Below are 22,898 nucleotides of genomic sequence, written 5' to 3'. Positions count from 1 at the left end.
AACACCATTATGAATCTGAGCAAAATCTCCAATCTTTTAATTGTTTTATTGATAGTCTTTTCGTTTGGTTCATGCCATTCGGCGAAGAAACAGAAGGCCCCAACCAAGTTCTACGCTTACGCAGAAACACCTCCGATGGGGTGGAATAGTTGGGATTGTTACGGACCAACCGTTACGGAAGCAGAAGTGAAAGCTAATGCAGATTACATGGCCGATCATCTGAAAGAATATGGTTGGCAATACATCGTTGTCGACATTCGTTGGTATGTTGAAAATACCAAGGCGCACGGGTACAACCAGACCGATCCGGTTTATTGCATGGATGATTTTGGACGCTTGACGCCGGCGGTTAACCGTTTTCCATCCGCTGCCGATGGAGAAGGATTCGCCCCGTTAGCTGATTATATTCATAACAAGGGCTTGAAATTTGGTATCCACATCATGAGGGGCATTCCGGTGGAAGCCGTGAAGAAGAACACGCCGATTGTCGATTCGAAATACCACGCCCGGGATATCTATTCGGAGAAACAGCAATGTAAATGGCTGCGGGACATGTATACCGTCGATTCGACGAAGGCGGGTGCCCAGGCTTACTACAATTCGCTGTTCGATTTGTATGCATCGTGGGGAGTTGATTTTGTGAAGGTGGATAATTTATCTCGCCCGTATCATCAGGGCGAAATCGAAATGATAAGGAAAGCCATTGATCAGTGTGGGCGACCGATTGTATTGAGTACTTCACCCGGAGCAACCCCATTGGCCAAAGCCAAACACATCATGACGCACGCCAATATGTGGCGCATTTGCGACGATTTTTGGGATAACTGGAACTACCTGAAGCCGATGTTTAAATTGTGCAAAGAATGGGCACCATACAGCGGTCCCGGGCACTGGGCTGATGCCGATATGCTTCCGCTGGGGCGGATTTCCATTCGTGGTGAACGTGGTGAGCCCCGCAAAACCGGTTTCACCAAAGACGAGCAATATACTCTGATGAATCTCTGGGCAATGTTCCGTTCTCCGCTGATGTTCGGTGGTGACTTGCCCAGCAATGACGCCTTTACGGATTCCTTAATCACGAATGGTGAGTTGCTGGATGTCGATCAGCACAGCATCAACAATCGGCAATTGGATAATAATAAAGGCTTGATTGTTTGGACAGCCGACGTTCCGAATTCGAAGGACAAGTACGTAGCCTTGTTTAATACAACCGATGAAAAACCCGAAGTTGTTTCGGTCAGTTTATCTGAACTGGGGGCAAGAGGCGATTATGCCGCCCATAATCTATGGACGCAAAAAACAGATGCGGTAAAGAATGGAAAGATAAGCGTGGAGCTAAGGCCTCATGCATCGGCCATTTTCCGGCTGGTAAAATACTAAAGGTGTATACCGTAGAACATATTTTGGAGTTGCTGTCGTCTTCATATATGATGTTCTCTTATAAAAAAATAAGGTTGTAGACAGTTGTAGAAAAGGGAATAGAAGAGCTGGATCATCTATTCCCTTTTTTGAATTACATATAATTCTGTATTTTGACGGTTAACTAAACTGTTAACCTAATCGACATCATGACTCGTATCCGAATTCTTTTTTGCGGAATTGTTTTTATGCTCTTTCCTCAGGTCGTTCATTTCGCTTTCGCGGAAGCGAATCCGAAGACTTTCAGGGTAATTGCATTTTACACAGCAAAGAATGACCCGGCACATATCAGTTTTGTGCACGAAGCCAATCGTTGGTTCTCCCAAATCAGTAGCAAGTACCATTTCACATACGATTCAACCAATAACTGGAATAATCTGAATGCCGATTTTCTGGCACAATATCAGGTCGTTCTTTTTCTGGATACACGCCCCGATTCACTTCCACAGCGGAAAGCTTTCGAAAAGTACATGAAAAACGGTGGTGCATGGATGGGATTTCATTTTGCTGCCTTCAGTTTAACGCCCTCTTCCTATCCACAAAACTGGTATTGGTATCACAATCAGTTTTTAGGTTCGGGAGAATACGATGGGAATACCTGGCGGCCTACTTCGGCTGTTTTGAAGGTTGAAGATCGAAATCATCCGGCAACACGAAATCTGCCTGAGAAATTCAATTCATCGCCTAACGAGTGGTACAAATGGGAAAACGATTTAAGAAAGAATCCTGATATCCGGGTATTGCTCTCCATCGATTCGACCAGCTTCCCGTTAGGAACCGGTCCCAAACCAAATGAAATATGGCACAGTGGAGATTACCCGGTAGTCTGGACAAATACCAACTACCGGATGATTTACATCAATATGGGGCATAATGACATCGATTATGAGCACCATACGAATAAAGAGTTGTCTTTCACTTTTGATAATCCAATTCAAAACCAACTCATCATCGATGCGCTGTTATGGTTGGGGAGATAAAGCCATTGCTTCAAATGAAAAAGGTGTCGCCAAATTGGGACACCTTCTCATCGAATAAACTTGTAGTCTATTTTAATTGAACCAGCACTACGGATTTCGAAGGAAGCTCGACCGAAAGTTTACCGTTTTTCGGTTTCTTCACATCGAAAGCTTTTAGCGCTACCTTTTCATCTTGTCCAAAATTGTTATAGTCATTCATGTTGGGAGAGGTGATTACCTGTCCGCTTGCTGAAGCGACTTCCTGTATCTGAAAGTATCTTTCCCCGAGAGGGGAATTTCACTCTGGTTTATTTTTTGCCCCATATGGCTGTTCCCTGGTTGTTCAATCCGGTGAAAACCAAACATTTTTTGTGATTTTCCCAGTCGTAGCCACGGCTAACAACCACTTTGTCGGTCGTTCCGTCGCTCCAGTTCAGCGTCAGTTGGTTATCAGAGAATGTCCACGAATTAGCTGAGTCGTCATCTAATGAGCCATCAGCTCCTACTTTCATGTAAACAGATTCTTGCAAGTCAGGGGACGTTTGTTGATCTCCATAGCCGGGAACCACCTGGTAACCTAAAACAATCCGTTCCCATTGGCCGGTCAGCTCATCTTTTGTGATAGTCGATTGTTCGATGTTGGCATATCGTTCGGGCGAAACCACCGGCCAGCCATCGTCGGTCCAGAAGATGCGGCGAACCATCATGTCCATGAAATATTTGTTCACTACTGGTCTGCCTTGATTTGCCATGTAGTATACCCCATTGTTTTTGAACACGGAGCAGTGGGCTGTTCCCTGCCATCCGGCGTGTCCCATAAACTTGTAGGGCGCTTCAATCATCGGAATGTTGTCAGATTGTTCATTCATGTCTACCCCGTTGAAATCGACAAAGGGGCCAGTCGGAGAGTCGGAGCGTCCTACCCGCACATTGTACTTCGTTTCGAGCCAGTCATACGAGATGAACAGGTAATATTTTTGCTGTTCCTGGTTATAAATAATTTCCGGTCCCTCGATGTTCCCATTGACGGTATTTCCGGTCCAGCCACGGGCTGCGATACGAACACCTTTATCGTTCGCTTTCCTGGGCAAACCGGTTGCCGGGTCAAGCTGCAGGATGTAAATGCCATCCCAGGCTGAGCCGTAGTACATATATTGGTCCCCACTGGGGGTAACCAGAACCGTCGGGTCGATGGCATTGGTCATCTGAATCGACTCTTTTGAGGTAACCACGAGACCACTTTCGGTCCAGGGGCCATCAGGAGAAGTGCTGGTGAGCAGTCCAATAGCACTCAACTTCGGTGTGGGAGACGACAAGGAATAGTAGAGACGATATTGGTTGCCTACTTTCATGATGTATGGAGCCCAAACTCCATCGAACGGGGTACCTCCGCTGTCCTTAATGTACTGAACCGCCTGAGAAGGAAGACCGTTCACTGCCCAACCCTGGTATTCCCAGTCGACTAAATCTTTGGAACGACGAACCATGATACTGCTACGCTGAATATCCTGTCCGTAGGCCACATCGGTTGAATAGCAATAATAATAGTCTCCGGTATACATAATCGATGGATCATGCAAATTGTAGGGGCCCCAATCGCGCCAATGACTATAATCAGCCAAATCGGCATAGGTATCTTTTATATTAAGAATATTAAAAGTATCAGTTGAGGCTGTAGCCGTCGTGTCAACTTGAATTCCACCGCCACCCGGAGTCGAGTTTTTCTCGCAAGCCATCACCATGCTACCAAGTGCAGCTATCAATAGTAATTTCTTCTTCATTGGTATGGATTCTTCCTTGGATTAAAGTTAGCAAGATATTACGCTCGATGGAAAGTGATGTGGACAAATGTCTTTTTCAGGAGGACAGAATGGTAATGGTGACGTTTGATAGAAGAATACCAGGAGTCATTTGCCGATAGGTAAGTCATCCCTAAGGAACCGAAATTTCACCCCTATGTAGTAAAATTTTGATCGGAATGAAATTTTTTTTCCATCCCGATGGAGCGCGATGCTCATCTCATAGCATAAAATTCTTCATCTCACCGAAGCGAGAACCTTATCTCGTTTTCGGTTAATACGGTTGGGATATTTCGAAACGGGAATTGTATTAACATAAAACTCTTTCTTGTTCGCATGGAAGACCAGAACTGCACCAATAAATTAGTTTTCCGGAGATGAGTCGGTATTGTTCAACAGCGACCGTCCGACAGCCATTTCACTTGTTCAGGAACATGGTTACGAGAAGTTTGCCAATTACATGGCGGGGAATAAGCTGATAACGATAAAGCGAAAAGGTGAGAAACCGGTTTTAAACTAACATTCCGAAAAACGATAGCTAGTTAGCCCGAAAATATAGTGTGAGTAATTTCCGCTGCGCGACAGCTATTCGCGCTGTATCGGCCTGTTTAGAGTCTTTCCAAAAATAAAATTATTCTAAATTGAGAAGGACCTTCCCTGTATTATAAACTTTCGACCAGAAGATTAATTTGTTTTAATCTCTTGACCCATGGGATGTGGAGCCTACTGAACCCGATGTGCTTTTATCCTTTTTTTCAAAACGAAATCCTAATTCGGATATAAGTGTCTTAAATCCATCTTGATAACATATGGTTGAAATTCTATATTTGCTCACTTCCGTGAATATAAAACTCATACAAAATCACTATGAAGGGTTTAAAAATTATAGTTTTGGCAAAACAGGTTCCCGATACCCGAAATGTTGGGAAAGATGCCATGAAAGCCGACGGGACAGTGAACAGGGCAGCCTTGCCCGCCATCTTCAACCCCGAGGATTTGAACGCGCTGGAGCAGGCTTTGCAATTAAAAGACCGTTATCCGGGAACAACCGTTTCGTTATTAACCATGGGCCCTGGCCGTGCTGCTGAGATTATCCGCGAAGGATTGTATCGTGGGGCTGATGGCGGTGTTTTGTTGACAGACAGGGCTTTTGCCGGTTCGGATACGTTAGCTACCTCATATGCATTAGCTCAGGCTATCAGAGAGATGGGTGAAGTCGATCTGATTATCGCCGGCCGTCAGGCTATCGATGGCGATACAGCGCAGGTTGGTCCGCAGGTAGCCGAGAAATTGGGATTTCCGCAAGTAACATACGTCGAGAAAATAATGGACGCAGATGGTAAATATGTAACCGCTCTTCGTCGTCTCGAGAACGGTGTGGAAACCGTGAAGGCTCCGCTTCCATTGGTGCTGACTGTGAACAGTAGTGCTGCACCATGCCGTACCCGGAATGCTACCTTATTGATGAAATACAAACACGCGCGCACGGTAACCGAGCGTCAGGAAGCCAGCGAGGATTATCTCTACCTGTATGATTCGCGTCCTTACCTCAATATTCGTGAAATGACAGTGAACGATATCAAGGCCGAGCAAGAACAGCTTGGATTAAGCGGTTCACCTACCAAGGTAAAGAAAATTGAGAATGTGGTATTGCAAGCAAAAGATGCCAAGATTCTCGAGCCGATCGACAATGATATCGATTTGTTAATGAAAGAATTGATTTTGAGCCACACCATCGGTTAATGCTCAAACTGATGATTTAAAAACGGAAAATCATGAATAACGTATTTGTATATTGCGAAGTTGAGGAAGGTGTTGTGGCCGAAGTGAGTCAGGAATTACTGACTAAAGGACGCAGCCTGGCTAATCAACTCAAATGCAAACTGGAAGCGGTCGTCATCGGTAAAGGACTGGATGGCGTCGAAAATCAGATATTCCCATATGGTGCCGATGTGGTGCACATTGCCGACGATGCTCGTTTGGAACCTTTTACCACGTTGCCTCATTCAACCATTCTGATTAAGCTTTTTGATAAAGAAAAACCGCAGATTGCCCTCATGGGAGCAACCCCTATTGGTCGCGACCTGGGACCGCGTGTTTCATCTGCCCTTCATAGTGGATTAACGGCCGATTGTACCAGTCTGGAAATTGGTCCGCACGAGGACAAGAAAGCCGGTAAAACTTACGAAGAACTGTTGTACCAGATTCGTCCCGCCTTCGGAGGAAACATCATTGCTACCATCATCAATCCGGAGTGTCGCCCACAGATGGCAACCGTCCGCGAAGGCGTGATGAAAAAAGAGGTATTCAATCCGGAATACAAAGGCAAGGTAAAGAAGTTGGACGTGACGCAGTACGTATCCGATGAAGACTTTGTGGTATCGGTTATCGAGCGCCACATGGAGAAAAAGAAGGTGAACATCAAAGGCGCACCTATCATCGTGGCCGGTGGTTATGGCGTTGGTTCGAAAGAAAACTTCAAAATGTTATACGAGCTGGCCGAAGTGCTGGGTGGCGAAGTCGGTGCTTCACGCGCTGCCGTTGATTCTGGTTACGCAGAGCATGAGCGCCAGATTGGACAAACCGGTGTAACTGTTCGTCCGAAATTGTACATCGCTTGTGGTATTTCGGGACAGGTTCAGCACCGCGCGGGAATGGAAGAATCGGCTCAGATTATCTCCATCAATACCGACCCGGATGCACCAATCAACAGCATTGCCGATTATGTAATTCACGGTGATGTTGGTGAAGTGATTCCCAAAATGATCAGGTTTTATAAATCAAACACCAAGTAATTGAGGGTTGAACCGGGTCTGTCCCGAAAAAACAAGAGAAATGGCAAATTATTATAGCGATAATAAAGATTTGAAATTCCATCTTTCGCATCCGCTGATGCAAAAGATTGTGGCTCTTAAAGAGCGGAATTTCACCGATAAGGAAAAATTTGATTACGCACCAATAGACTTCGAGGACGCGATGGACAGCTACGATCGTGTATTGGAAGTGGTGGGTGAAATCTGTGGCGACATCATTGCTCCGAACGCTGAGGGCGTTGACCAGGAAGGTCCCGAGGTCGTTGACGGCCACGTGAATTACGCCAGCGGCACCGCCGAGAACATCAAAGCATTGGTTGATGCCGGTTTGATGGGAATCACGCTTCCGCGGAAATACAATGGTCTCAACTTCCCAATCGTTCCTTACATCATGGCAGCCGACATTGTTTCGCGCGCCGATGCTGGTTTTGTGAACATCTGGGGACTTCAGGATTGTGCTGAAACTCTGAATGAGTTTGCTTCTCCGGAGCAGAAAGAACATTACCTGCCGCGGGTTTGCAAAGGCGAAACCATGGCAATGGATTTGACCGAGCCGGATGCCGGTTCCGATCTGCAGTCTGTTCAGTTAAAAGCAACTTATGACGAGAAAAAAGACGTTTGGTTGTTGAACGGCGTGAAGCGTTTCATCACCAACGGCGATGGCGATATTTCGCTGGTACTGGCCCGTTCGGAAGAAGGCACCAAGGATGGCCGCGGTCTTTCTATGTTTGTATACGACAAGCAGCAGGGAGGCGTAACCGTTCGTCGTATTGAGCACAAAATGGGTATCATCGGTTCTCCAACCTGTGAATTGGTATTCAAAAATGCTCCGGCTGAATTGGTTGGTACCCGCCGCATGGGACTGATTAAATACGTAATGGCGTTGATGAATGGTGCTCGTCTGGGAATTGCCGCACAATCAGTTGGTGTATCTGAAGCAGCCTACCGGGAAGCACTGGATTATGCCCGTGAACGTCAGCAATTTGGCAAGGCGATTATTGAATTCCCGGCCGTATACGAAATGCTTTCGGTAATGAAGGCTAAGCTCGATGCTTCGCGTACTTTATTGTATGAAACTGCCCGTTTTGTAGATGTCTACAAGACATATCAGCATATTGCAGAAGAGCGCAAACTGGAGAAAGAAGAGCGCGACGAAATGAAAGAATATCAGCGTTGGGCAGATTTCTTCACACCACTTGCCAAAGGAATCAGTTCGGAATATTGTAACCAGAATGCTTACGATGCCGTTCAAATTCACGGTGGTTCCGGCTTTATGAAGGATTATCCTGTGGAGCGTATCTATCGCGATGCCCGTATTACTTCCATTTATGAAGGAACTACCCAGCTGCAGGTAGTTGCTGCTATTCGTGGTGTGACAACCGGTGGTTATCTGAAGAAAATACGTGAATATGAGAAAGCGGATCTGAAGCCGGAATTGGAGAAATTTCGTCGTACACTCATTTCGCTTACCGAAGATTACGAGGAAGCAGTAAAAAAAGTGCATGATGCAGAGGATAATGAATTCCTTGATTTCCATGCACGTCGTCTGGTGGAAATGGCGGGTTACATCATCATGAGTTACCTGCTGGTTCTTGATACCAACCGCGACAATTCGTTCCTGCGTTCGGCAGCCGTTTTCAATAAAATTGCCAAGGCTGAAGTACGTTCAAGGGCCGAATTTATTCGGGCGTCATCACTCGAAGATATCGGACATTACAAATACGAAGCATAAAAGGAAAGAGGCCTCAGTTTGGGGCCTCTTTTTTTATTTTAATCGTTGGATAAGTCTTCTTCTGTAGCAGCCGACTTAACCCGTTCGTCCGATTCATCGAGTATTCGTTCCCAGAAAACCATCCTCGGATTGGTCGGTCCGAAATCAAAATCCCGGTAAACCTCCATCGCCTGGTGATTATCTTCCCGCACTTCCAGATTGACCCGGCAGCAATTCTCATTTCGCGCCAGATCGAGAACATACCCCACCAGTTTATGCCCTAGTCCCTTGTTTCGGTAATTCTTTTTTACGATTACGTCGTGAATATTTATGAGCGGTCGTACCTGGAAAGTAGAGATGTTTTTGAATGTGGTAATCATTCCGGCAACTTCTCCTTCATACAAAACAAAAAACGCACGGAAATTGGGTTGATTATTCAATTGCTCGTATAGTTCTTCAGCTTTCGAGCGACTTAGAGTCTCGCCGCCACCCATATCATCCGATATGTAGTGGTTAAGTAAATCAATAAAAGCTAATTGATGCGAATGTGTAGTTAAATTGCATTGAATAATCTGGCTCATCTGGAAAAAAGTTTAATTGGGTTCTGTGTCAAGAAGAAATTCCGGTACTCAGTATTTGCTCAATAGCTCATTTTTCGAGTTTTAAATTGCAATAAAATAGTGTCAAAAACAGCGAAAAGATTATCCGTGTATCAGTAAAAATAATAAAAATTAATCATAAATAATGACTGAAGAGTAATCTGATTTTGCTTCGACATGTAAAATTTACAGTCATTTTGCCGTAAATGTTTACGAGCAGAAACCGTTCCCGGTTACCTTTCTATATTTGTAAAAATTGTAATTGTATGCGCTTAACTACCGGACTAATTAGCTTAATCCTGATATTCTTATTTGCGTGTCAATCGAAAACGGGCAAAGAAAATTCATTAGAAAAATCGAAGCAGAGAATCAGCGTTTTTGCGGCAGCGAGCCTGGCTGATGTAATGACAACACTGGCTAAAGAATTTCAGGCAAAATCGGGAATGAAGGTTACATTGAATTTTGCTTCATCCGGAACGTTAGCGAGACAAATGCAGGAAGGAGCTACGCCAGGCATCTATTTGTCGGCCAGTCCGCGATGGATGAAGTTTGCCACTGGAAATAGCTCCGCTGATTCAACCACCTGTTCTCCGGTGGTCCGGAATAGGTTGGTTGCTGTTGTTCCGAAAAACAGCCAAATTGATACATTGAACTTTTCCTCATCACCGGATTTTCCCAAAGCATTTGCCGGACGATTAGCTATTGGCGATCCGGCCCATGTTCCGGCGGGGCAATATGCAGCCGAAGCATTGAAATCATTAGGATGGTATGAGACACTGAAGCCTCGTTTTCTGAAGGCGAAAGATGTGCGTTCAGCTTTGATGGTGGTCGAGTTGGGCGAATGTGAAATGGGAATTGTGTATGCTACCGACGCTATGAAATCGAAAAAAGTCAGAACGGTCGGCGTTTTTCCGGAAGACTCTCATCAGCCGATTGAATATTGGGCAGCAAAAGGAAAATATGGTGGCTCGGCTGCCGATTCGTTGCTGAATTATTTACATTCCGCTGAAGCTGATTATATTTGGAAAAAGTTCGGCTTTAAAACCATAGCTGAACAAGGAAAATCCAATACTAACAAATGACCGACCTGTTTAACTTCACTGCCTCCGATTTTTCGGCCATATCGCTTTCTCTGAAAGTGGCTATCTGGTCTTCGGTTATTGCATTGCCGTTCGCCATTGCCATCGGTTGGTTTCTGGCGCGCAATCACTTTCGTGGAAAAGCGTTGCTGGAAGGAGTGATACATCTTCCGTTGGTATTGCCGCCGGTTGTAACGGGGTATTTGTTACTTATTATTCTGGGCACGAATGGGCTCATAGGGAAATGGCTTTATGAATTGACGGGAATTCGCATCGCATTCAGTTTCTACGCAGCGTTGTTGGCCAGTGTGGTTGTTTCTTTTCCGTTAATCACCCGTTCCATCAGGTTGGCTATCGAATTGGTCGATGTGAAGTACGAAGAGGCCGCCCGCACATTAGGTGCCTCGCGATTAAAGACGTTTCTTTCGGTGACACTACCGATGGCTTCGCCGGGCATTATCAGCGGGTTTGTTCTGGGATTTGCCCGAAGCCTGGGTGAATTTGGAGCTACCATCACCTTTGCCGGAAACATTGAGGGGGAGACGCAAACGCTGCCATTAGCAGTTTTTTCCTACATGCAGGTTCCTGGTCAGGATACAGCGACTTTCCGTTTGGTAATGGTCTCGGTTCTGTTATCGTTGTTGGCCATGATTGTGGCTGAATTTCTAAACCGAAGAGCAATCAAACGCTCAAAAAGATAGTCAATTAAAAGAAGAACCATTCCGATGAAGAATGTTATTGAATTCCAGGCAACTTTATCACGTGGACAGTTTCAGTTCGATATGAAATGTGTCTTCGGAGAAGGTATTACCGGAATTTATGGTCCGTCGGGGCATGGAAAAACAACGTTACTTCAGTTAATCAGTGGTTTGCTGAGTCCGGATAACGGTTTTATCCGCATCGGCGACGAGGTTGTTCTTGATAAAGAAAAGAAAATAGACATTCCTTCCCGTAACCGGAAGTTGGGGGTTGTTTTCCAGGAGGGGCGGCTTTTTCCACACCTTTCGGTAGAAGAGAATCTCCGGTATGGTGAAAAGCTTTTGTCCAAGTCGCAACGACACATTCAATTCGATGATGTGGTTTCTACTTTGGAAATTGGACATCTTCTGAAGAAGAAGCCAGAGCAATGTTCGGGTGGTGAGCAGCAGCGGATTGCAATGGGAAGGGCTTTGCTACGTTCACCACAGTTACTGCTGATGGACGAACCATTCTCTGCAGTCGATGTCGCCTTACGGGAACAAATCCTGATTTACCTGGTTCGTATCCACCGGAAATACAGAATCCCTATGTTGGTCGTGAGTCACGATTTGCCCGATATTCTTCGCCTGACCGATGAAATTCTCATGGTGCATGATGGTCGCGTTGAAGCATTCGGCAAATATCTCGATCTGGTTTTATCACGAAAGATGTTGCCCCGAAGTTCTGGAGAAGGATTACTGAATGTGATTTCTCTTTATGTCGATGAAGTCGACGAAGAGCGGGGAATAACAACACTTATCGGTGAGAAAGGGGAGAAAAAGGTAAAGGTGCATTGCGAAGCTTGCAATGAAGGAGTTGCCTTGGGGAGAGAAGTAAAAGTTTCGGTTCCGCCAGGCGATATTGCCATCTCGTTGCATCCTGTTCCGGAAATTTCTATTCAAAATCAGCTGGAGGGAAACATTAAGCGTTTGCTCCACGAGAATGGGCAGGTTGTTTGTCTGGTGGATGTAGGATTTCCGTTATTGGTCGAGTTGACCCGGAGTTCAACGGAAAGGTTGAGGCTTGAAGTTGGAATGAAGGTATTTTGTCTTTTCAAGTCGATGTCTGTTCGGGTTTTCGAACTCGATTAGCTCTGCTGTGAGGCGTTGTTTTGTAAAATTTCCTTCTCAGAGGTGAATTTTTTTCTGAAATCTGTAAACCTTTTGCCCTTCGATCTCGTTTAACAATTCGCCCTCTAACGAAAAAGGCATGTAATCCATTGACGTATTAGAAAATTTTTACTCTTGTAAATGAGCGACTTTTGATTCTTTTGTTAAAAAAGTAGCGTTCCAGTTTGGAGTAATACGAAAAAATACGCTTTCTTTGCATCCGCTTTCCGGGAGGGGAGCAGCGTTCAGTGGGAGGTTGAAAAGGGAAACAGAGAAGTCGGATTCGTTCGGTTTTTACCCGAAGAAATCACCCCGCAAATTTTTTTGAAGAAGTATTTGGAAAGTCGGGATAAAAGGTTTTATCTTTGCCGCCACGTTTTAAAAAACGGGCGTTGATTTCCGGGTGCTGAAGCCAAATAAAAAAGGCAAAAAAAGATTTGGAATTAACGCGAAAAGATTTCTATCTTTGCAACGCTTTTTTCGGCCCGTCCGACGGCAACTGAGGGTTGGGCAGAAGGGGCAGGAGTCAAGAAGAAGAATAAGTTCATTGAAAATATTGAAAAGGAAAGAAGATAAGCACCAGAAGTTCAATTTTCTTTTAGAGGAAAAACTGATCGTGCCAGGCAAATAGACATTTAAACTTTTTGATTACAACGAAGAGTTTGATCCTGGCTCAGGATGAACGCTAGCGGGAGGCTTAACACATGCAAGTCGAACGGTAAGGCCCCTTCGGGGGTACACGAGTGGCGCACGGGTGAGTAACGCGTATGCAACCTGCCCTGTACAGGGGGATAGCCCGGAGAAATCCGGATTAATACCCCATAGTTTCCGTGAATCGCATGGTTTACGGATTAAAGTTTCGGCGGTACAGGATGGGCATGCGTGGCATTAGCTGGTTGGTGAGGTAACGGCTCACCAAGGCGACGATGCCTAGGGGTTCTGAGAGGATGATCCCCCACACTGGGACTGAGACACGGCCCAGACTCCTACGGGAGGCAGCAGTGAGGAATATTGGTCAATGGGCGAGAGCCTGAACCAGCCATCCCGCGTGCAGGATGACGGCCCTACGGGTTGTAAACTGCTTTTCTGCAAGAAGAATGGTCATTACGAGTAGTGATTTGACGGTATTGCAGGAATAAGCATCGGCTAACTCCGTGCCAGCAGCCGCGGTAATACGGAGGATGCAAGCGTTATCCGGATTCATTGGGTTTAAAGGGTGCGTAGGCGGCTATATAAGTCAGTGGTGAAATGCTGCAGCTCAACTGTAGAACTGCCATTGAAACTGTATAGCTTGAGTGCGCCTGAGGTAGGCGGAATGAGTAGTGTAGCGGTGAAATGCTTAGATATTACTCAGAACACCGATTGCGAAGGCAGCTTACTAAAGCGTAACTGACGCTGATGCACGAAAGCGTGGGGAGCGAACAGGATTAGATACCCTGGTAGTCCACGCCGTAAACGATGATAACTCGCTGTTGGCGATACACAGTCAGCGGCTAAGCGAAAGCATTAAGTTATCCACCTGGGGAGTACGATCGCAAGGTTGAAACTCAAAGGAATTGACGGGGGCCCGCACAAGCGGAGGAACATGTGGTTTAATTCGATGATACGCGAGGAACCTTACCTGGGCTTAAATGTAGAATGACCGTTGCCGAAAGGTGACTTCCCTTCGGGGCGTTTTACAAGGTGCTGCATGGTTGTCGTCAGCTCGTGCCGTGAGGTGTCGGGTTAAGTCCCATAACGAGCGCAACCCTTATCGTCAGTTGCTAGCAGGTAATGCTGAGGACTCTGGCGAGACTGCCACCGTAAGGTGAGAGGAAGGTGGGGATGACGTCAAATCAGCACGGCCCTTATGTCCAGGGCTACACACGTGTTACAATGGTCGGTACAAAGGGCAGCTACCTGGCAACAGGATGCTAATCCCAAAAGCCGGTCTCAGTTCGGATTGGAGTCTGCAACCCGACTCCATGAAGCTGGATTCGCTAGTAATCGCGCATCAGCCATGGCGCGGTGAATACGTTCCCGGGCCTTGTACACACCGCCCGTCAAACCATGGAAGTTGGGGGTACCTGAAGTCTGCAACCGCAAGGAGCGGCCTAGGGTAAAACCAATGACTGGGGTTAAGTCGTAACAAGGTAGCCGTACCGGAAGGTGTGGCTGGAACACCTCCTTTCTGGAGCCGACACGATAGGTTTCTGAGAGGAAATTAGAGCAGAGGATGCTTACTTCTTCCTTTTTAAAAGATACTGTAAAACACAAGAGCAATTGAAAATTGAGAATTGAAGTTGAGAATTCAATGCAAAGCGGTTCTCACTATTCAATGCACGGGTCTGAGAGAAGCAGATGCAGAGCAGGAAACGGACATTATCAATTATCCATTTTCAATTCTCAATTCTGCAGACAGTCCCGTAGCTCAGCTGGTTAGAGCGCTACACTGATAATGTAGAGGTCCCCAGTTCAAGTCTGGGCGGGACTACACAGGCAATGAAAAATGAGCAGTGAACAATTAAAAATATTGTTCATTACACATTGTTCATTACTAATTGCACAGACGGGGGATTAGCTCAGTTGGCTAGAGCGCTTGATTTGCATTCAAGAGGTCATCGGTTCGACTCCGATATTCTCCACAAAGGGTGTAAACACCAGGAAAAGTTCATAAAGAAACGTATTGGAACACAAAGAACAAAAAGCCGGACGGCGGCGAAAGGAAGACAAGGGTTCGATTCCCTGATTGTTCACAGACCCTTAAGTTAGGGTGAAGTTCATTGACATGCTGGAAGAAAAACAACAGAGTTACAAGAGAAACGCCGAAGGATAAAACCTTCGAACAAGGCGAGAGAAAGTACGAAAGGGCGTACGGGGGATGCCTTGGCTCTCAGAGGCGACGAAGGACGTGATAAGCTGCGAAAAGTCGCGGGGAGGTGCAAATAACCGTTAATCCGCGAATATCCGAATGGGGCAACCCACCATGTATAAGCATGGTATCCTGTTATGCAGGAAGCTAACCCGGAGAACTGAAACATCTAAGTACCCGGAGGAAAAGAAAACAAAAGTGATTCCCCCAGTAGTGGCGATCGAACGGGGAATAGCCCAAACCGGAAGTGTTTCGGCACTTTCGGGGTTGTAGGACTGCGCTATACGAAGTAAGACGAAACGGAAGTGTTCTGGAAAGTCACACCAAAGGAGGTGAAAGTCCTGTACGTGTAAGGCTTGCGGAGTTAGCAGTATCCTGAGTAGGGCGGGACACGCGAAATCCTGTCTGAATCTGCCAGGACCATCTGGTAAGGCTAAATACTACTGAGAGACCGATAGTGAACCAGTACCGTGAGGGAAAGGTGAAAAGCACCCCGAACAGGGGAGTGAAAAAGTACCTGAAACCGTACGCCTACAAGCGGTCGGAGCCCTTTAGGGGGTGACGGCGTGCCTTTTGCATAATGAGCCTACGAGTTACTCCTCACTGGCAAGGTTAAGTGGTTCAGCCACGGAGCCGAAGCGAAAGCGAGTCTGAACAGGGCGACATAGTCAGTGGGGGTAGACGCGAAACCATGTGATCTACCCATGACCAGGTTGAAGTCCCGGTAACACGGGATGGAGGACCGAACCAGGGGACGTTGAAAAGTCCTTGGATGAGTTGTGGGTAGGGGTGAAAGGCCAATCAAACTTGGAAATAGCTCGTACTCCCCGAAATGCATTTAGGTGCAGCCTTGGTTATGAGTCTTGCAGAGGTAGAGCTACTGATTGGATGCGAGGGCTTCACCGCCTATCAACTCCAGACAAACTCCGAATGCTGCAAGATGCTCACCAGGAGTGAGGGCGCGGGTGCTAAGGTCCGTGTCCGAGAGGGAAAGAACCCGGACCATCAGCTAAGGTCCCCAAGTGTATGTTAAGTTGAACAAACGAGGTCTGATTGCTTAGACAGCTAGGATGTTGGCTTGGAAGCAGCCATTCATTTAAAGAGTGCGTAACAGCTCACTAGTCGAGCGGTCGGGCGTGGATAATAATCGGGCATTAAACATACCACCGAAGCTATGGATTGTAAATTTATTTACAGTGGTAGGGGAGCATTCCGGTCGGCGCTGAAGGTGTACTGCGAGGTATGCTGGAGCGTCCGGAAAAGCAAATGTAGGCATAAGTAACGATAAGGCAGGTGAGAAACCTGCCCGCCGATAGACTAAGGATTCCTGATCAACGCTAATCGGATCAGGGTTAGTCGGGACCTAAGGCGAAGCCGAACGGCGAAGTCGATGGCGAATCGGTTAATATTCCGATACTTCTCTAGACTGCGATGGGGTGACGAAGTGATGAAAGACCCGCGTACTGACGGAATAGTACGTTGAAGGGCGTAGCCGTTGAACTGCGTAGGCAAATCCGCGCGGTGAGGTGAACCCCGACAGTACCGAGAGCCTTCGGGCAATCGGATAGTGGTCCTAAGGGCTTCCGAGAAAAACCTCTAAGCTACAGGTGTAGAGAACCCGTACCGTAAACCGACACAGGTAGTCAAGGAGAGAATCCTGAGGCGCTCGAGTGATTCGTGGCTAAGGAACTAGGCAAAATGGCCCCGTAACTTCGGGAGAAGGGGCGCTGGCGCGAGCCAGCCGCAGTGAAAAGACCCAGGCGACTGTTTATCAAAAACACAGGGCTATGCTAAATCGCAAGATGATGTATATGGCCTGACACCTGCCCGGTGCCGGAAGGTTAAGAGGGGATGTTATACTTTCGGGTAGAAGCATTGAATCGAAGCCCCGGTAAACGGCGGCCGTAACTATAACGGTCCTAAGGTAGCGAAATTCCTTGTCGGGTAAGTTCCGACCTGCACGAATGGTGCAACGATCTGGGTACTGTCTCGGCCACGAGCTCGGTGAAATTGTAGTAGCGGTGAAGATGCCGCTTACCCGCAACGGGACGGAAAGACCCCGTGAACCTTTACTGCAACTTCACATTGGTTCTGGGTAAGTGATGTGTAGGATAGGACGGAGACATTGAAGCGGGTTCGCCAGGATTCGTGGAGTCATCCTTGAAATACGTCCCTTTGCTTGCCTGGGGCCTAATCCCAGAAATGGGAGACAGTGTGTGGTGGGTAGTTTGACTGGGGTGGTCGCCTCCAAAAGAGTAACGGAGGCTTCTAAAGGTGCGCTCATGGCGATTGGTAACCGCCAGCAGAGCATAATGGTATAAGCGCGCTTGACTGTGAGACCTACAAGTCGATCAGGTAGGAAACTAGAGCATAGTGATCCGGTGGTTCCGTATGGAAGGGCCATCGCTCAAAGGATAAAAGGTACTCCGGGGATAACAGGCTGATCGCTCCCAAGAGCTCATATCGACGGAGCGGTTTGGCACCTCGATGTCGGCTCGTCACATCCTGGGGCTGGAGAAGGTCCCAAGGGTTGGGCTGTTCGCCCATTAAAGTGGCACGCGAGCTGGGTTCAGAACGTCGTGAGACAGTTCGGTCCCTATCTGTTGTGGGCGTAGGAGACTTGAGAGAGCCTGACGTTAGTACGAGAGGACCGCGTTGGACATACCTCTGGTTTACCAGTTGTTCCGCCAGGAGCACCGCTGGGTAGCCATGTGTGGAAGAGATAAGCGCTGAAAGCATCTAAGCGCGAAGCTCGCCTCAAGATGAGGTCTCCTTAGAGGGTCGTTGGAGACTACGACGTAGATAGGTCGCAGGTGTAAAGACGGTGACGTCAAAGCCGAGCGATACTAATTGCCCGAAACTTTCCTTGCCGGTTTTATAAATTGGTGTTTTTGTTGTAATGAAATTGTTTTCTTCCAGGGTTCATGTCAGTCAAAAGAAGCAAGATGTCAGAAAAGAGACATCAGACAGAGACTTCTGTATGACTATAAGATATTGTATAGCTGAAAAGCAAAGCTGAAAACTTTAGGTGGCTACAGCGACGGGGTTCCACCTCTTCCCATTCCGAACAGAGAAGTTAAGCCCGTCAGCGCCGATGGTACTGCAGAGATGTGGGAGAGTAGGTCGCCGCTTATTTTACTTAAAGCCCGGTTCCTTTATTGGAGTCGGGCTTTTTTGTCCGGCAAAGACAGCAGGTATCAGACAACAGAGGAGAGAGAAGAGACATCAGACTGTGTATTTTCTATGTATAAGATATTGTACTCTGAAGGGATTGATTAGTGAGTTCCGGTCCGACCGGGAATAGGTTGGAGCGATTGTGTGTGTGAAGGTAGCCGGATGGCTGCCTTTTTTTGTGAAACGACAGCAGGCATCGAAGAAAAACTTCCAGTCATTTATCCTATATCCATCCTATATCGGTCCTGTATCGGTTGTATATCCCTTGTAGTGACGAGCGCGGGCGGTATTTTCTTTCGCGAAAGCGAAAAGGGAAAAACAACAGGTTTTGGGAGATTTATCCTATACTCATCTTATACTGTTCCTGTACTCAACTTAGGAAAGCCTTCTACCATGCCATACTTTTATTTTTTACAATAGGATCATTTGTTTCAACTGGTGGTTGTGTTGATTTTCCGTAGTTTTGGAAAAAATTTGAACGATGGATATTGTTCTGATTGGAGCTGGTAACCTGGCAACTCGTTTGGGATTGCGCCTACAAGAGTGCGAGCACCGGATTGTACAGGTTTATTCACGGACAGAAAAATCGGCAAGGGAGTTGGCGGAAAAGCTGAGTACAGACTGGACCACTCACTCAGCAGACATTTCCCCGGAAGGACAATTATATTTGGTTTCCGTTAGTGACAAGGCTGTTGAACCATTGTTATCGGGAATTCAGTTTGGTGGTGGTTTGGTAGCACACACAGCCGGTAGTTTGTCCATGGATGTGCTGAAACCGTTCGCAACTAACCATGGTGTCTTTTATCCGCTTCAAACATTTTCGAAATCAAGAGAGGTTGATTTCACCCAAATTCCCATTTGCGTGGAAGCCAGCAATTCCAAGAGTCTTGATATTCTGCGTAAGCTTGGAAATTCTATATCTGACGATGTGAGAGAGGTTGATTCCACCCAACGCCGGCAGCTACATCTTTCAGCGGTGTTTGTATGCAACTTTGTGAATCACTTGTATGCCATCGGAGAGGAGTTACTAAACGAGGCGGAAATCGGTTTTGATATTCTGAAGCCCTTGATTGCAGAGACCGCTGCCAAGGCATTGGAGTTTTCTCCGAAGGAAGTACAAACCGGTCCGGCTATTCGTTTCGACCGGAATGTGATTGACCGACATATGGAAATGTTGAAGGAGCATCCGCAATGGAACAATATCTACAAACTACTTAGCGAAAGTATTCATCAATTACATACCAAATAAATTATGGCATTTTTCAAGGAAGAACTGATGAACGTCAAAGGCTTTGCGTTCGATGTCGACGGCGTTTTGTCCCGCATTATACAACCTCTGACTGGAGAAGGGGATCCTGTCAGAACCGCCAATATTCGTGATGGATTTGCGATGGTTCATGCTATACGCACCGGTTACCCGTTGGCCATTATTACCGGCGGAAATACGACCGAAGTGCGGAAACGTTACCAAAAACTGGGCGTCACACATCTGTACATGGGATCGTTGGATAAGATCACCTTTTTCGAAGATTTCCTGAAAAAGACAGGGTTGAAAGAATCGGAAGTAATGTACATGGGCGATGACCTGCCTGATTACCTGGTGATGAAACGCGTTGGTGTTCCGGTTTGCCCGAATGATGCTGTAACGGAAATCAAATCGGTTTCGAAATACATTTCCGACCGGAATGGTGGTGAAGGTTGTGTACGCGATGTGATTGAACAAGTATTGCGTGCCCAGGGAAAATGGATTGATCCCGAAAAATTGCACTGGAGCAGCTTTTAAGGAGTATGGTACTGGAAAATCTGAAAGATTATCGCATTATACTGGCGTCGAAATCTCCACGGCGACGACAGCTGCTGGCTGATTTGGATATTGATTTTGTGACGGAAATTCATGAAGTAGACGAAGTTTTTCCGGAAGGTTTGCCAATGGAAGAAATTCCGCAGTATCTGGCCCGGTTGAAAGCTGAGCCGTTCGTCGAAACACTGAAGGAGAACGAACTGGTTATAACTTCTGATACCATTGTTTACGTGGAAGGCGAAGTGTTGGGAAAACCGGCTGACTATGATGAAGCGGTGGAGATGATGAACAAACTTTCCGGGCGCCGACACGAAGTCGTTACCGGAGTTTGCCTGACTTCCAAAGACAAACAAGTCAGTTTTGCTTCCGTCACAGACGTTTTCTTCAAATCGCTTTCGCGGGATGAGATTGATTACTATATCACGCACTACAAGCCTTACGACAAAGCCGGTGCATACGGTATTCAGGAGTGGATTGGATACATTGGTATTGAACGAATCGAAGGTTCCTATTTCAACGTGATGGGACTGCCGGTGCAGCATTTGTACGAGGAATTGCGCAAATGGTAATTCAGTCTTCTTTTCCTATTTTTGGCCTCCAGAACAAACAAACCTACTTATAAAATGAATTTTAAGAACTTACTGCTTTCCCTTTTGCTGGTGTGGGGACTTATTTTCTCCGCTTCCGCGAAAGAGGGAATGTGGATTCCAACGCTGTTGCAGAAATACAACATCGAAGAGATGCAGCAGATGGGATTCAAACTATCTGCCGACGATATTTACAGTGTGAACCATGCCAGCATGAAAGATGCCGTGGTGATTTTTGGTGGAGGTTGTACCGGCGAAGTGATTTCGCCTGATGGCTTGCTGATAACTAACCATCATTGCGGATACAGCTCCATCCAGAAGCATTCTTCGGTTGAGCATGACTACCTGACCGATGGTTTTTGGGCGATGAACCGTGATGAAGAACTTCCCAATCCCGGTCTGACCGTGAAATTCCTGGTAAGAATGGATGATGTGACGGCTCAGGCACTGGAAGGAGTTACCGATTCGCTGACGGAAAGTGAGAAGCAAACGCGTATTAATGAAAATACGGCGAAGATTGAAAAGGAAGCCACTGAAGGAACCGACTATACAGCTGTGGTGAAGCCGCTTTTTTATGGCAATCAATACTTTGTGTATGTCTACGAAGTGTACAAGGATATTCGTTTGGTAGGATCACCACCTTCAGCCATTGGAAAATTTGGTGGTGATACCGATAACTGGATGTGGCCACGGCATACCGGCGACTTTTCTGTTTTCCGCATTTATGCAGGGAGAGACAACAAGCCGGCCGAATATTCACCGGACAACGTTCCGTACAAACCGAAGAAGTTTTTCCCCATTAACATGAAGGGAGTAAAAAAAGGTGACTTCACGATGGTTTTCGGTTACCCGGGAACTACAAAGGAATATCTGCCTTCGCAGGCGGTGAAGCTGATTATGGCACAAAGCGATCCGGAAAAGGTTGCTATTAGAACAAAGAAACTGAATATTTTGGCTGCCGACATGGAAGCAGATCGGGCGGTTCGCATTCAGTACGCTTCCAAATATGCCCGCACATCGAACTCGTGGAAGCGTTGGCAAGGCGAAGTGAAAGGATTGAAGCGGCTGAACGCTGTGGCGAAAAAACAGGAGGGAGAAAAAGCCTTTACCGAATGGTTGAATGCGTCTTCCTCCCGAGAGGGAAAATACGGCGAAGTTTTGCCTCGGTTTGAAGAATTGTATGCGAAGTTTGCTCCTTATCAAAGTGCCGATGACTATTACTCGGAGGTAGTAAAAAGGGGAACCGATATCTTTAGTTTGGCGCAGAAGTTCGATCGTATTCGCCGTTTGGCGGAATACAATGCGGAGAGTCGGCTGGAAGGAGCCATCCCGGAACTGAAAGATGACGTGGTAAGCTATTTCAAAGATTACCATCAGGCGACGGATGAGAAAGTGTTTACTGCCTTGTTGACCATGTACGCCCACGACCTACCGGGAAAATGGCTGCCTGAAGAGCTGACCAAACTCACTCCGGAAAAATTGGCAAAACTCTACCGGAAGTCTGTGTTGACAAATGAAACAGCACTTAACCAGATGTTAGATAATTTTGACAAACAGGCGGTGAAAAAGCTGGAGAAAGACCCTGTAATGCAATTGTACAGAGCGCTTCGGAATACCTATGAAGTAAAAGTGGAATCGCGTTACCGCGAATTGAACGATTCGATAAAAGCCAATCAGAAGTTGTACATGGCCGGTTTGCTTGAGATGAACAAGGGCAAACGGATGATGGCTGATGCGAATTTCACATTGCGAGTGGCCTACGGAAAAGTGGAAGGCTACGATCCGCGCGACGGTGTGCATTACAAGTACTACACCACTTTGAAAGGCATTATGGAGAAAGATAATCCGGAGATTTACGATTATGATGTCCCGGATCGGTTGAAGGAATTGTACCAGAAAAGAGATTTTGGCCAATACAAGAATGGTAAGGGGCAGGTTCCGGTGGCTTTTTGTGCCTCAAATCATACGACGGGAGGAAATTCAGGAAGTCCGGTAGTGGATGCCGAAGGAAATCTGATTGGTGTGAATTTCGACCGTACCTGGGAAGGCACGATGAGCGACATCATGTTCGATCCGGACCAATGCCGCAACATCATGCTGGACATTCGCTATGCACTGTTCGTTATCGATAAATTTGCCGGAGCCGGCTATTTGTTAGATGAAATGGAATTGGTGAATTAGTTCTTGTGGTGAATTAGTTCTTGGTCCAAGATAAAATCAAGCCCCGCTGGAATGTACCGGCGGGGCTTTTTATTTCTT

The 22,898-nt window shown here is 46.6% G+C and carries 15 protein-coding genes, 2 tRNA genes and 3 rRNA genes; 17 read left to right on the top strand and 3 right to left on the bottom strand.

All coding sequences use genetic code 11. The features are described 5' to 3' along the window. Positions 1-9 precede the first annotated feature (9 nt). Both GJU87_RS13890 and GJU87_RS13885 read left to right on the top strand, forming a co-directional pair. Positions 10-1,380 (top strand): glycoside hydrolase family 27 protein, encoded by a 1,371-nt coding sequence (locus tag GJU87_RS13890; protein WP_153640065.1) that lies wholly within the window; start codon positions 10-12, stop codon positions 1,378-1,380. 188 nt (positions 1,381-1,568) lie between these two features. Further along, positions 1,569-2,399: a ThuA domain-containing protein gene (locus GJU87_RS13885; RefSeq protein ID WP_153640064.1), complete on the top strand. Its 831-nt coding sequence runs from the start codon at positions 1,569-1,571 to the stop codon at positions 2,397-2,399. A gap of 67 nt (positions 2,400-2,466) precedes the next feature. Here the strand turns inward: GJU87_RS13885 and GJU87_RS13880 are convergent, their stop codons facing one another. Both GJU87_RS13880 and GJU87_RS13875 read right to left on the bottom strand, forming a co-directional pair. Further along, on the bottom strand, positions 2,467-2,598 hold the full coding sequence (locus GJU87_RS13880) for a hypothetical protein (RefSeq protein WP_153640063.1): 132 nt from the start codon (positions 2,596-2,598) through the stop codon (positions 2,467-2,469). 88 nt (positions 2,599-2,686) lie between these two features. Then, a complete protein-coding gene (locus GJU87_RS13875) occupies positions 2,687-4,159 on the bottom strand; it encodes an arabinan endo-1,5-alpha-L-arabinosidase (protein WP_153640062.1) in 1,473 nt (490 codons plus the stop codon). Between the two features lie 909 nt (positions 4,160-5,068). Here GJU87_RS13875 and GJU87_RS13870 point away from each other — a divergent pair. The 3 genes from GJU87_RS13870 to GJU87_RS13860 are packed head-to-tail and all read left to right on the top strand — an operon-like array spanning position 5,069 to position 8,722. Continuing rightward, positions 5,069-5,920 carry an electron transfer flavoprotein subunit beta/FixA family protein gene (locus GJU87_RS13870; RefSeq protein WP_228491997.1) on the top strand — a complete coding sequence of 284 codons (852 nt, stop codon included), beginning with the start codon at positions 5,069-5,071 and terminating at the stop codon, positions 5,918-5,920. Between the two features lie 32 nt (positions 5,921-5,952). Then, positions 5,953-6,972 carry an electron transfer flavoprotein subunit alpha/FixB family protein gene (locus GJU87_RS13865; protein WP_153640060.1) on the top strand — a complete coding sequence of 340 codons (1,020 nt, stop codon included), beginning with the start codon at positions 5,953-5,955 and terminating at the stop codon, positions 6,970-6,972. 40 nt (positions 6,973-7,012) lie between these two features. Beyond that, complete coding sequence (locus tag GJU87_RS13860) at positions 7,013-8,722, top strand: acyl-CoA dehydrogenase family protein (protein WP_153640059.1); 1,710 nt, start codon at positions 7,013-7,015, stop codon at positions 8,720-8,722. Positions 8,723-8,760: 38 nt separating this feature from the next. Here the strand turns inward: GJU87_RS13860 and GJU87_RS13855 are convergent, their stop codons facing one another. After that, a complete protein-coding gene (locus tag GJU87_RS13855; protein WP_153640058.1) occupies positions 8,761-9,282 on the bottom strand; it encodes a GNAT family N-acetyltransferase in 522 nt (173 codons plus the stop codon). A gap of 284 nt (positions 9,283-9,566) precedes the next feature. On the opposite strand from GJU87_RS13855, the gene modA reads away from it, so the two are divergent. From modA to GJU87_RS13795, 12 genes are all read left to right on the top strand, one after another. Continuing rightward, positions 9,567-10,382, top strand: a complete 816-nt coding sequence (gene modA / locus GJU87_RS13850) for a molybdate ABC transporter substrate-binding protein (protein ID WP_194831538.1) — start codon at positions 9,567-9,569, stop codon at positions 10,380-10,382. Beyond that, positions 10,379-11,080 carry a molybdate ABC transporter permease subunit gene (gene modB, locus GJU87_RS13845; protein ID WP_153640056.1) on the top strand — a complete coding sequence of 234 codons (702 nt, stop codon included), beginning with the start codon at positions 10,379-10,381 and terminating at the stop codon, positions 11,078-11,080. Before modA ends, modB begins: the two co-directional genes overlap by 4 nt. A 24-nt stretch (positions 11,081-11,104) precedes the next feature. Next, complete coding sequence (modC, locus tag GJU87_RS13840) at positions 11,105-12,208, top strand: molybdenum ABC transporter ATP-binding protein (protein WP_153640055.1); 1,104 nt, start codon at positions 11,105-11,107, stop codon at positions 12,206-12,208. Positions 12,209-12,876: 668 nt separating this feature from the next. Beyond that, a 16S ribosomal RNA gene (locus GJU87_RS13835) occupies positions 12,877-14,396 on the top strand. 229 nt (positions 14,397-14,625) lie between these two features. Further along, positions 14,626-14,699: transfer RNA gene (locus tag GJU87_RS13830), tRNA-Ile, on the top strand. A 77-nt stretch (positions 14,700-14,776) separates the two neighbouring features. After that, positions 14,777-14,850, top strand: a tRNA-Ala gene (locus GJU87_RS13825). A 209-nt stretch (positions 14,851-15,059) separates the two neighbouring features. Then, positions 15,060-17,946 (top strand): 23S ribosomal RNA (locus GJU87_RS13820). 155 nt (positions 17,947-18,101) lie between these two features. Then, a 5S ribosomal RNA gene (gene rrf, locus GJU87_RS13815) occupies positions 18,102-18,212 on the top strand. Together the 16S, 23S and 5S rRNA genes with 2 tRNA genes alongside form the textbook arrangement of a ribosomal RNA operon. Positions 18,213-18,732: 520 nt before the next feature. Next, complete coding sequence (locus tag GJU87_RS13810; RefSeq protein ID WP_153640054.1) at positions 18,733-19,500, top strand: Rossmann-like and DUF2520 domain-containing protein; 768 nt, start codon at positions 18,733-18,735, stop codon at positions 19,498-19,500. A gap of 3 nt (positions 19,501-19,503) precedes the next feature. Then, complete coding sequence (locus tag GJU87_RS13805) at positions 19,504-20,034, top strand: HAD family hydrolase (protein WP_153640053.1); 531 nt, start codon at positions 19,504-19,506, stop codon at positions 20,032-20,034. Between the two features lie 5 nt (positions 20,035-20,039). Continuing rightward, on the top strand, positions 20,040-20,621 hold the full coding sequence (locus GJU87_RS13800; protein WP_153640052.1) for a Maf-like protein: 582 nt from the start codon (positions 20,040-20,042) through the stop codon (positions 20,619-20,621). 54 nt (positions 20,622-20,675) lie between these two features. Beyond that, positions 20,676-22,820, top strand: a complete 2,145-nt coding sequence (locus GJU87_RS13795; RefSeq protein WP_153640051.1) for a S46 family peptidase — start codon at positions 20,676-20,678, stop codon at positions 22,818-22,820. Positions 22,821-22,898 lie beyond the last annotated feature (78 nt).

This window comes from Prolixibacter sp. NT017 (genome assembly GCF_009617875.1).
In the GTDB taxonomy this organism is placed as follows: Bacteria; Bacteroidota; Bacteroidia; order Bacteroidales; family Prolixibacteraceae; genus Prolixibacter.
The sequence above is the reverse complement of the archived record's forward strand: the minus strand, read 5'-3'. Positions and strand labels throughout refer to the sequence as shown.